This is a genomic window from Methanobrevibacter sp. (genome assembly GCF_017940815.1).
Taxonomy (GTDB): Archaea; Methanobacteriota; Methanobacteria; order Methanobacteriales; family Methanobacteriaceae; genus Methanocatella.
Genome location: NZ_JAGAXX010000053.1, coordinates 16,871 through 30,559 on the forward strand (window position 1 = coordinate 16,871; position 13,689 = coordinate 30,559).

The 13,689-nt window shown below is 32.9% G+C and carries 16 protein-coding genes; 7 read left to right on the forward strand and 9 right to left on the reverse strand.

Annotated elements, in window-relative coordinates:
• Nucleotides 1-97: 97 nt before the first annotated feature.
• Nucleotides 98-301 carry a hypothetical protein gene (locus tag ILA26_RS06980; protein ID WP_292895726.1) on the reverse strand — a complete coding sequence of 68 codons (204 nt, stop codon included), beginning with the start codon at nucleotides 299-301 and terminating at the stop codon, nucleotides 98-100.
• 120 nt (nucleotides 302-421) lie between these two features.
• Between ILA26_RS06980 and ILA26_RS06985 the strand changes: the two genes are divergently transcribed.
• From ILA26_RS06985 to ILA26_RS06995, 3 genes are all read left to right on the forward strand, one after another.
• Nucleotides 422-1,015: a stage II sporulation protein M gene (locus tag ILA26_RS06985; RefSeq protein WP_292895728.1), complete on the forward strand. Its 594-nt coding sequence runs from the start codon at nucleotides 422-424 to the stop codon at nucleotides 1,013-1,015.
• A gap of 69 nt (nucleotides 1,016-1,084) precedes the next feature.
• The gene (locus ILA26_RS06990; RefSeq protein WP_292895730.1) at nucleotides 1,085-1,768 is read left to right on the forward strand and encodes a TIGR00266 family protein; all 684 of its coding nucleotides are present in this window, start codon (nucleotides 1,085-1,087) and stop codon (nucleotides 1,766-1,768) included.
• 75 nt (nucleotides 1,769-1,843) lie between these two features.
• Entirely contained in the window at nucleotides 1,844-2,887 is a 1,044-nt protein-coding gene (locus tag ILA26_RS06995) for an acyltransferase (RefSeq protein WP_292895732.1), read from the forward strand.
• On the opposite strand, the gene ILA26_RS07000 is transcribed toward ILA26_RS06995, so the two are convergent.
• The 8 genes from ILA26_RS07000 to ILA26_RS07035 all read right to left on the reverse strand — a co-directional run bounded on the left by ILA26_RS07000 (nucleotide 2,888) and on the right by ILA26_RS07035 (nucleotide 10,221).
• Nucleotides 2,888-3,745, reverse strand: a complete 858-nt coding sequence (locus ILA26_RS07000) for an alpha/beta hydrolase (protein ID WP_292895734.1) — start codon at nucleotides 3,743-3,745, stop codon at nucleotides 2,888-2,890. It abuts the gene before it with no gap.
• A gap of 125 nt (nucleotides 3,746-3,870) precedes the next feature.
• Nucleotides 3,871-4,689, reverse strand: coding sequence for a Cna B-type domain-containing protein (locus ILA26_RS07005; RefSeq protein ID WP_292895736.1), 819 nt, complete (start codon nucleotides 4,687-4,689; stop codon nucleotides 3,871-3,873).
• A gap of 39 nt (nucleotides 4,690-4,728) precedes the next feature.
• Entirely contained in the window at nucleotides 4,729-5,439 is a 711-nt protein-coding gene (locus tag ILA26_RS07010) for a DUF4013 domain-containing protein (RefSeq protein ID WP_292895738.1), read from the reverse strand.
• Nucleotides 5,440-5,608: 169 nt separating this feature from the next.
• Nucleotides 5,609-7,597 carry an Ig-like domain repeat protein gene (locus ILA26_RS07015; protein ID WP_292895755.1) on the reverse strand — a complete coding sequence of 663 codons (1,989 nt, stop codon included), beginning with the start codon at nucleotides 7,595-7,597 and terminating at the stop codon, nucleotides 5,609-5,611.
• A gap of 120 nt (nucleotides 7,598-7,717) precedes the next feature.
• Complete coding sequence (locus ILA26_RS07020) at nucleotides 7,718-8,368, reverse strand: Ig-like domain repeat protein (protein ID WP_292895756.1); 651 nt, start codon at nucleotides 8,366-8,368, stop codon at nucleotides 7,718-7,720.
• A 130-nt stretch (nucleotides 8,369-8,498) separates the two neighbouring features.
• Nucleotides 8,499-9,086 carry a TetR/AcrR family transcriptional regulator gene (locus tag ILA26_RS07025; protein WP_292895758.1) on the reverse strand — a complete coding sequence of 196 codons (588 nt, stop codon included), beginning with the start codon at nucleotides 9,084-9,086 and terminating at the stop codon, nucleotides 8,499-8,501.
• A 128-nt stretch (nucleotides 9,087-9,214) separates the two neighbouring features.
• On the reverse strand, nucleotides 9,215-10,015 hold the full coding sequence (locus ILA26_RS07030) for a DUF2207 domain-containing protein (protein WP_292895759.1): 801 nt from the start codon (nucleotides 10,013-10,015) through the stop codon (nucleotides 9,215-9,217).
• Nucleotides 10,016-10,035: 20 nt separating this feature from the next.
• Nucleotides 10,036-10,221: a hypothetical protein gene (locus tag ILA26_RS07035; RefSeq protein WP_292895760.1), complete on the reverse strand. Its 186-nt coding sequence runs from the start codon at nucleotides 10,219-10,221 to the stop codon at nucleotides 10,036-10,038.
• A 268-nt stretch (nucleotides 10,222-10,489) separates the two neighbouring features.
• Between ILA26_RS07035 and ILA26_RS07040 the strand changes: the two genes are divergently transcribed.
• The 4 genes from ILA26_RS07040 to ILA26_RS07055 are packed head-to-tail and all read left to right on the forward strand — an operon-like array spanning nucleotide 10,490 to nucleotide 13,674.
• The gene (locus ILA26_RS07040; RefSeq protein ID WP_292895761.1) at nucleotides 10,490-10,789 is read left to right on the forward strand and encodes an STAS domain-containing protein; all 300 of its coding nucleotides are present in this window, start codon (nucleotides 10,490-10,492) and stop codon (nucleotides 10,787-10,789) included.
• A complete protein-coding gene (locus tag ILA26_RS07045) occupies nucleotides 10,786-11,163 on the forward strand; it encodes an ATP-binding protein (RefSeq protein WP_292895763.1) in 378 nt (125 codons plus the stop codon). Before ILA26_RS07040 ends, ILA26_RS07045 begins: the two co-directional genes overlap by 4 nt.
• Entirely contained in the window at nucleotides 11,163-13,064 is a 1,902-nt protein-coding gene (locus ILA26_RS07050) for a SpoIIE family protein phosphatase (RefSeq protein WP_292895765.1), read from the forward strand. Before ILA26_RS07045 ends, ILA26_RS07050 begins: the two co-directional genes overlap by 1 nt.
• Nucleotides 13,057-13,674, forward strand: coding sequence for a 4'-phosphopantetheinyl transferase superfamily protein (locus tag ILA26_RS07055; RefSeq protein ID WP_292895766.1), 618 nt, complete (start codon nucleotides 13,057-13,059; stop codon nucleotides 13,672-13,674). The genes ILA26_RS07050 and ILA26_RS07055 overlap by 8 nt, the downstream gene beginning before the upstream one ends.
• Nucleotides 13,675-13,689: the final 15 nt, after the last annotated feature.

Here is a 13,689-nt window from a genome sequence, read left to right on the forward strand (position 1 = left end):
TTAATGCCCATGCCAAAATACCTGACGGAAATTAGAATATAATCATCAATCAAACATCAGCACATAAATTGAAATTACACCCAATCATGACATCAAACTATCTTTTTGATGCAATAACCATTCTGTCAAATTTATGTATCGGAAACTCTATTTTAAAGTCCAACACTTTTAAAAGTGCTTCGGCACCCAATCTTGAATTAGGCATGAATGCATAGGTTGTATTTGGAATGAAAATCAATCCGCCAAACTTGACCTTATCGAATATGTCAAGGAAGCGTTTGGCAATCTCCTCATCCTTCATATCTGAAAGACTTTTATTTAAATATTTAACATTATATTGATATATAAACTAACTCAAAAATATTCATGAATTTTTAGCCATTTAATAAAATTTTATAATAAAATGAACATAATATTAACTATGAATCTGATTGACAAAGAATTTTTCAATAGAAACAAGAAACTACTACTGATTGCATTAATAATCGTTTTTGGATCTCTGATTGTTGGAAGCCTAATTGGGTATTTCGAGGCGGGAGACAGCTACGGGCAAATGAGCCAGATGATTGAATTTGCCCATGAGAACAACATCCCCTCCCCTATAAACAATACTGCAACCGACACAAGCGGCCTTGAATATTTCATCCACAACTTCTTAATCGACATAATGACCATGATTGGAGGATTCCTGTTTTCAATATTTTCCGTGATAAACGTGCTGCAAAGCAGTTTTATCGCAGGCCAGTTTATAGGCCAGGACTTCATATTCGGATTGGTTTCAACACTGCCTCATGGAATCATAGAATATCTGGGCACAGTGTTTGCTCTTACAATTGCATTCATCATAACCAGAGCGGAAATACGAATAATCAGAACAAGAAGTCTTGATGGATTGAAGAGGGATTTTAAAGATATACTCCTCTTATTGATACTTGACATAATATTTCTGGCGATTGCAGGATGCATTGAGGCTTATGTGACTCCAGGAATAGTGTCATCAGTCTTTGGAATATAATCCGAAAATAATTATTAGTTTAATTTAAATACATTAAATAAAGAAGATTCAAATTAATAGGTGATAAATATGGAATATGAAATAGAAGGCGGAGCATTCCCTGTCGTAATATGTACCCTTCAAAAGGGTGAAACCATGCTAGACGAAACCGGTGCAATGGCATTTATGACTCCAAACATGAAAATGGACACAAACACCGGAGGAGGAATTCTCAAAGGGCTTGGAAGAGCATTGAGTGGAGATTCAATATTTTTAACATATTATACTGCTAAAGAAGATAATGAAAGAATAGCTTTTGCATCAGCCACCCCTGGAAAAATCATTCCAATAAGACTGGATGGTAGAAAAACAGTGATTGGACAGAAAAACGCGTTTTTAGCATGTGAAAAGGGTGTTGACATCCAAATGCACTTCAGAAAAAAATTAGGTGCAGGACTCTTTGGTGGGGAAGGTTTTATCCTTCAAAAATTCACAGGAGAAGGAATGGTCTTTCTAGAGATTGATGGGGAAGTAATTGAATATGAGTTGGAACCGGGCGAAAGGTTACTTGTGGAACAGGGCCACATTGCTGCAATGGACGAAAGTGTTGATTTTGACATTCAAAGAATCAAAGGTGTTAAAAACATGCTATTGAGTGGTGAAGGTCTATTTTTAGCCACATTAACCGGACCTGGAAGAGTATGGATTCAAACTATGCCAATCAGCAGATTAGCTGAAGCAATAATTCCATTTATTCCAACAAAATCCGAATAGGACTATGAACAATTACATAATTATATAATTAACTTAAAAGAAAAATAGGTTTACAGCCAATTGGAGAAAAATCTAATGAGTAAAACTAGAGTTGAATGGATTGACTTTGTGCGTGCAATAGCAATCTTGACAGTCCTATATATTCATGCTACCGACGGCATCTACATCATATCCTCAGACGCAGTCATGAATTTTGGAGTCTATTCAAGAGCATTCCAATTTGCTTCACTGTTTATTGGACGTATAGGTGTTCCATTCTTTTTAATGATTACAGGTTACTTACTATTAAATAGAACATACGATGACGAACGTGTACGTAAGTTTTGGACTAATAACTGTAAGGGATTGATTATTGTAACAGTCATTTGGGCAGTAATATATGCAGTAAGCCTGCAATTCATTACAGTTGGAAGCAGCCAGGTCAATTTCTCAGAAGCAGGATCACTGTTCTTCAGCCACATGTGGTATATGCCAATGATTATCGGAATGTATCTTTCAATTCCTTTTGTTTCAAGCGCATTAAGCCATTTTGACCCGAAAACAATCAACCAGGCAACAATAGTGTTTGCACTTCTGGCATTCCTGTTACCATTCATCACACTTGTATTGGACATGCATGGAATCAAAAACGCAACAGTACAATATTGCCTAGGATTCAGTGGTGGAGTTTACGGAATCTACATAATTCTTGGATACCTGGTTAAAAAAGACCTGTTTAAGAAGTATTCATCCAAAAAGATGGGATTGCTTGCAATCGTATCATTCATTATATGCTTCCTATTCCAATATTATGCATACATAATAGGATACGATTTCTTCTTATGGTATGAGTTCCCATTCATCCTGACCGGTTCATTCGCATTGTTTGAATTGTGTTCCAGAATGAAAAAAGTCAAGGCATACCCTATTGTAAGTTTCTTGTCTAAATATTCATTTGCAGTGTTTTTAGTGCACAACCTGTTCAGATTACCTCTGCTTCCTGTTGTCGTTCAGATACCTGTAACAGAACCTGTAAAGGCAATTATTCTTTGGATTTTATTGATAATTCTAAGCTACATTGCAGTAGTGATTATTTATAGAATCCCAAAATTCGGAAAATACATATTGTACATGAGATAATTACATTATCTCTTTTTTTATTTCTTTAAAAGCTTTTTTTGCCTCAGGATTAGGGAACAATGGATAAATATGAAACATGCCGTTTCCTTCAATGAAACTGACATCCACACCGTCTCTCTTAAGGTTTTCAACATATACCTTAATGTCTTTGTAAAAAATTTCATTGGTCCCTGCAAAAATTAGAGTCCTTGGAAGCCCCTTATTGTCCCCATAAAGAGGGCTTACCCTATAATCTTTTGTGTCCAAATCCCCTGCCCAGGATTTGCCGATTTCCCTTAGGCCGACCTCTCCCAAAATTGGATCGTTTGCACTGTCATATGGAGGGTTGCCCAATGAGATATCCACCCATGGTGAAAAGGTTATTATTTTACTTGGTTGTGGAAGGCCAATTGTTTTTATATACTGACAAAATGACAAGATGAAGCCTCCACCTGCTGAGTCTCCCATCAATATCAATTTATCTTCATGAGCCAATGTCTCATAAAATTCAGTAATCAACTCCAAACTTTCATTCACTTTATGTGAAGGAGCGAGCGGATAAACAGGCAAGAATACACGAACGTTTAATTTTCGTGAAAGCTTGAAGCAATATAACAGATGCTGATAATTTATTTCATTAACGTATGCACCACCATGCACATACAGTACTGTTTTTTCAGCATTCTCATCCCCAATTGTAAAAACCTCCATGCCATTAAAATCAAAACTTTTGAAAATACCTTTAGGAGGCTTGTCATTGCTGTTCAATTTATCAGCTAAAAACCTGTTAATATCCTCCCGGATGTCCATATATTTCGGCTTGGTAGATTTTAAAATAGCCTCTTCCACTTTTGCAATAAATGATTTTTGATTAGACATGATAATTAACTCAATGGAAATTATGTTTTTGGAAATATTTAAATATAACTTGAGTTAAATTTTAAAAAAAGAAATTTAGTCATTAAAAATTAAAAAATAGCAGATGGAAAATCCATCCACCTCAATTATTTTCTACGTGACAATGGGATGAATGCTGCCACAAACACGGCGCAAACTAAAATAGCTATAGGAAAACCAGTGTTATCATTTTTGATTTTAGTTGTGTTTTCAGGCTTTTTGTTATCCTTTTTGACCACTTTTGATTTTTTAGTGATTTCAGTTATTTTTAATTTAGTGGTTTCGGTTACGTTTTCATCACCATTATCTGAATCCTCATCTTTTGGATCAACATTTTCAGTTGCATCATCTTCTTCAGTTGAATTGTCAGTTGATCCCTCATCGGTACTGTTGTCTGTTGAATTGCTCTCTTCTTGAGCAGGATTATCATCACTAGAATTTGTACCATCCTCTTGAGAATCATCATTTGAATTCTGACCGCCATCACTGGTTGTATCATCAGCATTTGACTTCTGATTATCATCAGGTTTTGCACCATCATCCTTACCAGTATCGTCTGCTGAAGAATCTTCAAGGCCATCCTCATCCCCAGACTTTAAAACATCATTTACAAGATGATTTGTGATAACAAAACCTGCCATTTCATCTCCTGTGATTTTAGAAGAATAATCCTCCGAAGCTGATTCAGTCACATTATAATTTCCTTCATCATCAACATTAAAAGTTGTTTTCCATGAATTTTTTGAACTTAACTCAGCTGAATCCACAACTTTTCCATCCTTAACAAGATTTACAGTAACATGGTCCGGTGCATCGCCACCATCCCAAACAACTTTAACGGAAATGCTGTTTGAAGCTGAAATAGCACCCACAGAAGTTATTAAAAAAATTGAAATAATCAAAATGATCAAGAGCCTTTTGTACATACTTTTGACCTCCTGAAAAAATAAAAAAAGAGGGTTTATTTATACTTGAGAGTATAATAAACCGGTTGCCCTACCAATGAAGAAAGCAATGTAGACACCTAAGATACCTAACAAGATTCCTCCGACAGTAGAATTCCATTGATTAATAAGACCTACAATCAAGAATAAAATGAAGGTAATAACTGCAATGAGAATGATAAATAAAACAACTTTAAGAGCACCAATTCTTGAAATGTCTCCGATAGCATCTCCAATAGCTAATGCATAACCTAAATCTTCAGTTTTAGCTAATCTACATTCTGCCATGAGTAATGCTAATGAGAATACAATAGCTAAAATGAATGAGATTATAGAAGATAACCAGTGTTGGAAGATTACAGCTAAGATAGCACCGATGATAATAGGGATAATCATGTAAACAATAATTACAACAAAGTATTTTACACCATTGATGAATTGTCTTACAAAATCAATTCCAGGAGCTGCAGCGCTTCTTTCAATACCATATTTAATAATGTCCAATTGATAACCTGTAATTACAAAACCAATTACAAGAGAAATGAAAATTCCGATAATTCCTAAACCAACAAGGGCGAAAATGTTTTTGGTAGCTGTACCTGCAGCAATACCCACGACAGTTCCGGAAATAGCGATTCCTAATATAATACCTAAAATAATATATAAAACTAATGCTTTGATGTTTTGAAATGGGTAAACCAAAGCATCACTTAATATTTCACCTAATTCCATTTATTTCACCTTTTTATTTTATAATTTACTCAAATAACAAGAGTCATTTATATTTATTTAAATAACAATATTTATATGTTATTTAAAAATTATTGAAAATTAATGTAATAATTTCATATTAACTACAAATTAAACAACAGATTTTAAAAAAAACAACTGAAACTATCACTTATTTTACAGTTATTTTAACTTTTTTGCCAGCAACTTTATAACATGCATTGCCTGCAAATTTAACAATCCCCCTGAATTTGCCTTTTTTGGCCAATTTCTTTATTTTAAAGATGGTCTTGCCCTTGCTGTTTGTTTTTGCAATATATTTTTTTCCATTAACTTTTAAGGTTAATTTTACTTTCTTAACTGCCTTACCCCTGCTGTTTTTCAATGAAATTTTGTATTTTTTAATTTTTTTAGATTTTTTAAATGTTTTCTTTTTAGCAACAATTTTTGTTTTTTCCTTATTGATTTTTATTTTAGCAGTTTTACCGGCAATATTGTAGTTTGCACCAGTTACTTTAATAACAAGATTCTTTTTACCTGCTTTTGCAGTTTTAAGCATTTTTGAAGTTAATGAAAGCGTAGCAACACCTTTTGAATTTGTAGTGACTGAACGTATAGCTTTGCCGTTTAGGACGAATGTCACTTTAACACCAGAAACCCATTTATTGGTAGAGTCCCTAACAATTACGGAATATTTGCCACCATAGTTAATTACATATGCCTTATTGCTTGCAGAAACTACCAAATTCTGTTTTTTAACATTGAAATTTACACTAACATTTGTTTCAGTATAATTTTCATGACCATTGAATGCCACACTACAGGAGTATGGTCCCACATCAAGATTAGGAATTTCAATTGTTGCATTTCCATTAACGACATCATAAGTGTATCTCTTATTGCCGATTACAACTGAAACGTTACCTCCATTAACTGCAACATCATTATATGAAACATTGACCATAATTTTCACAGTATTGCCATAAATAACATCAGAAACATTAATGATTGTTAAACGAGCAACATAGAAAACCGTTGCATTTCCTTTTAAGCAGATATCATGAACTCCTGAAGTTGCAAAATTATCCTTGAATGTGGAATTATCGATTAACAGCTTTCCACTGGATAAAATCGCACCTCCATCATTAGCCTTATTGCCTTCAAATACTGATTTTTCCATTGCCCCGTTTTGATTAAAATAGATTGCACCACCATAAAGTGAAGCTGAATTATTAGTGAAAATACAGTCAGCAAACTCTCCAAAACTGAATATGTAAATTGCACCGCCAGAATATCCCTCAGCAGAATTATTTGTTAAATTGCAATAGTTCATACATACATCGTCATTAGCGTAAATTGCCCCTCCACTAAATGTTGCAACATTATCCTTAAAAAGGGAATGGATTACAGTTCCATTTTTCCAGAATTCTATTGCACCACCTGTTCTTGCCCTATTGGCTACGAAGTTACATCCATCAACTTCAGAGGCGCCCTTAACATATAATGATCCGCCACTTTGTGCAGAATTACCTTTAAAATTGGAATTTTTAATTTTTCCATCCGTCCAAAAGTTGATTGCCCCACCTTCGGAGCTTGCACTATTATTTGTGAAGTTACAATCAGATACTAACCCCTCTCCGTTAAAATAGATTGCACCACCATAGCTGCCAGCAGTGTTGTTTTTGAAATAGGAATTGGAGACCGTTCCTCCTTGGGCGAAGTAAAGTGCTCCTGCGCTATATCCTGCAGTGTTGTTTAAAAATGTTGAATTCAATATGTTTAAACCCTGAGTGGAGTATATTGCTCCGCCATTTTCACTGGAATAGGCATTGATGAACTTGATGTTTTTTAGAGTAACATTGCTAGAGGTTATATTGAATATCCGGGCTTGTCCTGCCCCATCAATTGTGTGTCCGCAACCATCGATTAATATATTGTCACTGGTGATTCTAATTCCATCTTTGTAATCTGAATCACTGTAATTGTATACATAATCCTTAGTTAAGGTTAAATTCCCATAAGTAGGAATTTTACTGATATCATCATTCAAACCTGTGAAATTTCCAATTTCAGCAGTGTTTTGGTCTTCTTGTAAGATTGTATGTTCTGTTTGATTGGTGTCCACAGCACCCACACAGGCTAAACTGGTTAGGACAATCATGAGGAATATTGCAAAAACAGATTTAAATTTAATATAAATTCCTCCAAAATTAATTCAAATAGAAGTAAGGCCATAAATTAAAAAAAAGAAAGAAAAAAAGTATTAGATTAATAATACTTTCTAGATAAGATAACCGTCTTCATCCACCACTGGCGGGTTATTTCTAACGTCGTAAATACTGGCTCCTTCGTTTTGTCCGCTAACGATTATACCGTTTTCATCATAAGTATCACCGGTTTCATAATCATAGTAATAGGTATGTGATGAACCAGATGAACTGGAAGAACTGGAAGAACCAGATGAACTGGAAGAAGTACGGTTGTCATGAGCAATTGTACTTGCTGTTGAATTTGTTGGTGTGGACTCAGTAGATGAGGATTCACCTTCTTCAATAGTAATTGTTTGTGAAGCTGTGCATGGATTATACTTAGCGTCACCAGCATATGATACATTTACTTGATGTTGACCAGCATCCTCATTACTTAAAACTAAGAATGCTTTTCCTTGGTTATCTGTGACAACTGAATATTTTTCATCTTGACCGTTAGCCTGATATGTGAAGTTAACAACTTGATTTGCAAGCGTATTTCCTTGCGCGTCTTTTAATTCGATCTGTATTTGATCTCCATTTTTTAAATTAGATTGACTTAAAAAATTAATTTGTGTATTCAATTTACCATCTTCAGTAGTTGCACCTGGATGGAAAACAAAGATTCCAACGACTGCAATAATAATGATAATTAGAATAGCAATTATAATATTTTTATTCATTATTTAACCTCCAAATAATAATTTTTAATAAACAAGTATAAATATATTAATACATCGTAAAACTAAATTAAACAAAACATGTAAAAAATATTTTAAATGATGAAAAAGAAGTTAATAAAAGTAATTTAAATCAAACTTTTATTCCATTATACAATATATCTAAGAATTTTTCAGCATAGTCATCCCTTGGGACATTAGGACTTTCCTCATATATCCTATATAACACAAGAGACTGGAATGTCATGGAATAACACATCACTGCCAATACTCGAGTATCCACGGATCTAATCTTTCCTTTTTCAATTTGTAATTTGAAAAACTCATCCAGTTTGTCGAAAGCAGTGGTAGAAATCCTTGATACCAATTGATTCCTTTCAGGACCCTCCCTAACTTCTTCCATAGCTATTTTAATAATACTATAATCATCTTCTGAAAGATTTAAAAGGCCCATGAAATTGCTTTGGAGATATCCTTCAATTTCATCATCCTCATTAAAATCAAAAATTTCCTCAAATTTTTCTAGAAATAGTTTAAAATAGTGCTCCTTTGTAGTTTCCACCAAATTCTTCTTATTTTTAAAATTTCTAAAAATAGTTACCTCATTCACACCAGCTTTGGCGGCAATTTTCTTAGTGGTTGCTTTTGAAAAACCTTCCTCTTGAAGAATTTCTAATGTTGCCCTCATGATTTTTTCATCAGTGCTGCTGAATTCGCTCATATAAACACCCTATTATTTAATAGTTCACCAATATATAAATAATTTATACTAAACGAACCATTTAAATAAAACATATCAACGAGAAATCATGAATTTAAAAAAAAATTATGGAGGATTTAAAGGAAAAATTATCCCCCTCCAGGAATGGTATATTTATCGTTAACCCCGTAAAATATTCCGTCCCCTTTTCTTTTTTCAGTTACATTCAATAATGCATTATTGAATATGATATTTAACAATTTATATCCATCCTTATCAATGAAATCTGTCAATGAAGAATTATTCTCCCTTGCACGCAATGCATCTTTTTCAATGCCAAAGCATGATGCATACAACACTTGAATGGAGTTTTCCAAATCGGATTCCGGAGGATATTTTTCAGTCAAATCTTTTGATTTCAGATATTCCTGGAAGTTTTTCCATTCTTTTTTCAATTCCTTTCCTTTGCTTGTCAATTTGGAGTTTTGCAGGATATCTCTGTAATTTTCACCATCATATCCATTTTCATTTTTAACCGCATTGACGAATTCATTGAAATCCATTTCAAATTTGTTGGCAATTGAAGAGTTGTTGGTTTGTTTTGCCATGGATTTTAAGTTGAACTTTTTGCCCTTATTCATATTCTTGAGTAATTTAATGGCTAATGACTCTGAGGTTTTCAACTCCCCTTTATTGGCTATTCTGAGAGTTATCTTTTTCAGAACCTCCATATCATTAGGTGCCAATTTATTGCCCACTTCGTATGAGTCCTCCAAATCAATGTCGCATTTTATTTGGTCATTATTGATTAAATCAAGAACTGTAAGGGACAATGCATTAACTCCAATCCCATTGTTTTTTGAGAATAATATGGCTACCATCGGATATGAATCATCACTAGGAACATTCCTAATAGTTTCATCATACTGAGTTTTATTTAAGCCTAACATCTTGCTCACCTCATAAATATCTATTCATCATCATCTTTTAATGAATCTAGGTATGCTTCATGAATCTCTTGAGCCAATTCATCGTTTCCTTCTATTATTGGTCCAGTATAATCGCAATCTCTGCAAACGCATTGTGACCAATTTTGAGGAATAATCCAATCAACATTTCTAGATCCACATCTTGGACAAATTTTATGCATTCTCATTTTCGATTCCACCATAAATTTTTTTAAGAATTTTTAAAATTACACTTAATCATAAGTCTATTGAACACTATATATAAAGTTTTTTGAATGCAATTACACACTTGCATATTAAATCATGAATAAATAACAAATAGGAAGTTTTATTAAAAATAAACAAATTTAAAATAGATTTAAATCATGAAAAATCATTTAATCATATTTCCTCTCAAAATACAATATTCAAAAAATATTTAAAATTAAGAGAGAAAATATTAAAATAGTGATAAGTATGGATATTGAAAAAAAGTATAACGATACTGAATTAACAATCTCAGTTGGAGATCGCATTGATACAGTTACCGCCCCTGACTTTGAAAAGGAAATCCTTGATGAAATGGGAAATTTCAATTCACTGGTTATAGACTTTTCCAAATTGAAATACATTTCAAGTGCAGGATTACGTGTCCTAATTGCAACCCAAAAGAAATTAGCACCTGATAATATCCCAATGACAATTAAAAATGTTAATGATACAATCAACGAAATTTTTAAAATGTCAGGTTTCGATAAAATATTGAAGATAGAATGAATTCAATTTCATTACAACCAGAATTACTTGAACTGCAAAGACTAAATAAGTTTATTTTAAATAATCTTAAAAAAGAAAACCTCAAAGTGGATTTGATTGTTGAAGAAGTTTTCGTCAATATCCTCAATCATTCAAATGCTGATTTTGTTAAAGTCAATGTTGAATTTGAAGAACCAACACTGACCATAGAATTTATTGATAACGGAATTGAATTTAATCCAATCCTTAAAGAAAATCCAAAACCCCCTGCAACAATCGAAGAAACAACCGTGGGAGGACTTGGAATTTTATTAACTAAAAAGATGGCTGATGAGTTAGATTACAAATACGTTAATGGTGAAAATCACTTGAAAATTATTAAAAATGTGGAATAATGAATGATAAAATAAAAAAAGTGATGATTCCTTTCGTTTTAATGATGGTTTTTAACTTAGGAACATATTACTTGACCAATGGATTTGACTTTGCAGAGGGATTGACTCCCCATGTAGGAATATTGTTAGTTTCAGGACTGATATTTGGTCCATATGGTGCAATAGGTTCCGTATTTGCAAATTTTTTATGTGACCTGATAAGAGGATTTGGTCCAGTAACTGCAATATCTTCAGCAATTGCAGGTTTTGGAGTGTCATATTTGGCACATAAACTATGGTATGAAAAATATAATGGAAGACAAGAAATTTCAATTCCCAAATTAAACAATACTTCTAACGTGCGCCTATTTTTGGGAATTATAATTATTTGTGGAGTTTTATACGTATTAACTCATGGAAAATTGTTTTATTTATTATATCCGAACACCATACCAATAAATTATATAATTGAAATAAGATACTTCCTAAACTTCATCAATTCATCATTCATATTCGGGATAATTGGAATCTGGATTTCTAACAAGTTTGATTTTACCCACGTTCCAAAAATATCAAAAAAAGAATATAATAAAAAATTATACATCATACTTGGAATCCTATTGATTTTATCTTTATCAATAACATTGGTAATCGATTGGGCCACTCCTTTGAATCAGAATATTGCTATAATGGAATTGATCACTATTTGTTTGATATTATTCCTATATTTAACAAAGCCAATAACCGGGAATATAGTCAAATCAAAAAACAAATCAATCCCTGAAGAAATTATGTCCATATTTCTTTTGGCAACATTGATTTTAGCAATCTTTGGAATCATCATCGCAGGAGATTCGAAACTAATTATCGCATTTGATAAAATTCTCCCTTTAAACCTAAATGAAATAATCATTTCAATGATGGTGTTCATGGACATCATATTGTTGATTTTCCTTATCCCCTCAATAGCCGTTTTGAGACATGTTGAAAATAAGGTAATTAACCCAATCATATCATTTGCGGGAATTGAAAAATTCCTCCATGAAAATGAAAAAATAGAATCTGAAGGATTATTAGAACTTTATTCCAATTATATTAATGAAAAAACAGAGATCGGAACATTAGCTCGCTCTTATACTGAATTAATTAACTTCAACAACAATTATATTGAAAACATTCATGAGATTGAAGGGGAAAAAGAGCGCATTAAAGCTGAACTTGATATTGCAACAAGAATTCAGGCCGCAAATCTACCGACAGAACCCCTTGAAAATAATGATTATATTGTAAATGGATATTCAAAACCTGCCAAGGAAGTGGGAGGAGACTTCTTTGATTATTACCCTCTGGATGATGAGCACTTGGCCCTTATAATTGGAGACGCTTCAGGAAAAGGAGTTCCCGCAGCAATTCTTGCAATGATTAGTCAAGTAATGATAAAACAACACTTAAAATACACTAAAAGTCCTTCAAGAGTTTTATTCCTATTGAACAATCAATTAAGTGAAAATAATTCTGAAACCATGTTTATCACAGTCTGGCTCGGAATATATAATAAAACAACAAAAAAATTGATATTCTCAAATGCCGGACATAATCCTCCGTTGATTAAAGAAAATGATGAATTTACCTATTTAAACATCAATCCAGGAATCGCGTTAGGACTTTTTGAAGATTTCAAGTTCGAAGACCAAGAAATAATCCTGTCAAATGAAATCGTGTTATATACTGATGGAATTACAGATGCAATCACTGAAGAAAAAGAAATGTATGGTGCAGATAGGTTATTGAAATTCTTTAATGAATTTGAAAGTGACAAAGATCCGATAGGACCATTATCAAGCGACATCAACAAGTTCGCCAAAGATACAGAGCAATTCGACGACATGACATTATTATATTTAAAGATCAAAAATGATTAAAGTAGCCTACACAAATGTTGAAGATTTGAATTGGATTGAATCATACAAACTGCTGCCTGAAAGCAGAAAGGACAAAGTTGACAGATTCCGATTCGAAAAGGACAAGAAGCTCAGTGCAGGAGCATACATTCTTTTGGATAGCTTGCTTAAAGAAGAAAACATCACAAACCCAACTTTTGAAATTGACAAATACGGCAAGGCATACATATCCAATTATAAAGATATCTATTTTAATTTAAGCCATTCTGGCAAAATGGTCGCTTGCGCAATATCCGACAAAGAAGTCGGAGTTGATATAGAATATAATGACCCAACCATTGATTTAGATATAGCAAAGCATTACTTCTACAACAGCGAATATGAAAGCATAATGAAATCGCAAAATCCTTCAGATGAATTCTTCAATTACTGGGTTTTGAAGGAAAGCTACATGAAATACACAGGATTGGGATTTAACCTAGATTTGGATAGCTTTGAGATAATTATAGACAATGAAATAACCCTAAAAAATAAGAAACAACCAAAATTCAACCTATTTGAAATTGAGGATTACAAATTGGCAACCTGTTCAGAGTATAATGTAACAGAAATTTTTGAATACACTATTTAAAACATGTTGGACATA

Bases quoted from the DNA above. Each gene is read 5' to 3' on its own strand.
- ILA26_RS06980 (WP_292895726.1), bottom strand. From the start codon at position 301: ATGAAGGATGAGGAGATTGCCAAACGCTTCCTTGACATATTCGATAAG.
- ILA26_RS06985 (WP_292895728.1), top strand. From the start codon at position 422: ATGAATCTGATTGACAAAGAATTTTTCAATAGAAACAAGAAACTACTA.
- ILA26_RS06990 (WP_292895730.1), top strand. From the start codon at position 1,085: ATGGAATATGAAATAGAAGGCGGAGCATTCCCTGTCGTAATATGTACC.
- ILA26_RS06995 (WP_292895732.1), top strand. From the start codon at position 1,844: ATGAGTAAAACTAGAGTTGAATGGATTGACTTTGTGCGTGCAATAGCA.
- ILA26_RS07000 (WP_292895734.1), bottom strand. From the start codon at position 3,745: ATGTCTAATCAAAAATCATTTATTGCAAAAGTGGAAGAGGCTATTTTA.
- ILA26_RS07005 (WP_292895736.1), bottom strand. From the start codon at position 4,689: ATGTACAAAAGGCTCTTGATCATTTTGATTATTTCAATTTTTTTAATA.
- ILA26_RS07010 (WP_292895738.1), bottom strand. From the start codon at position 5,439: ATGGAATTAGGTGAAATATTAAGTGATGCTTTGGTTTACCCATTTCAA.
- ILA26_RS07015 (WP_292895755.1), bottom strand. From the start codon at position 7,597: ATGATTGTCCTAACCAGTTTAGCCTGTGTGGGTGCTGTGGACACCAAT.
- ILA26_RS07020 (WP_292895756.1), bottom strand. From the start codon at position 8,368: ATGAATAAAAATATTATAATTGCTATTCTAATTATCATTATTATTGCA.
- ILA26_RS07025 (WP_292895758.1), bottom strand. From the start codon at position 9,086: ATGAGCGAATTCAGCAGCACTGATGAAAAAATCATGAGGGCAACATTA.
- ILA26_RS07030 (WP_292895759.1), bottom strand. From the start codon at position 10,015: ATGTTAGGCTTAAATAAAACTCAGTATGATGAAACTATTAGGAATGTT.
- ILA26_RS07035 (WP_292895760.1), bottom strand. From the start codon at position 10,221: ATGAGAATGCATAAAATTTGTCCAAGATGTGGATCTAGAAATGTTGAT.
- ILA26_RS07040 (WP_292895761.1), top strand. From the start codon at position 10,490: ATGGATATTGAAAAAAAGTATAACGATACTGAATTAACAATCTCAGTT.
- ILA26_RS07045 (WP_292895763.1), top strand. From the start codon at position 10,786: ATGAATTCAATTTCATTACAACCAGAATTACTTGAACTGCAAAGACTA.
- ILA26_RS07050 (WP_292895765.1), top strand. From the start codon at position 11,163: ATGAATGATAAAATAAAAAAAGTGATGATTCCTTTCGTTTTAATGATG.
- ILA26_RS07055 (WP_292895766.1), top strand. From the start codon at position 13,057: ATGATTAAAGTAGCCTACACAAATGTTGAAGATTTGAATTGGATTGAA.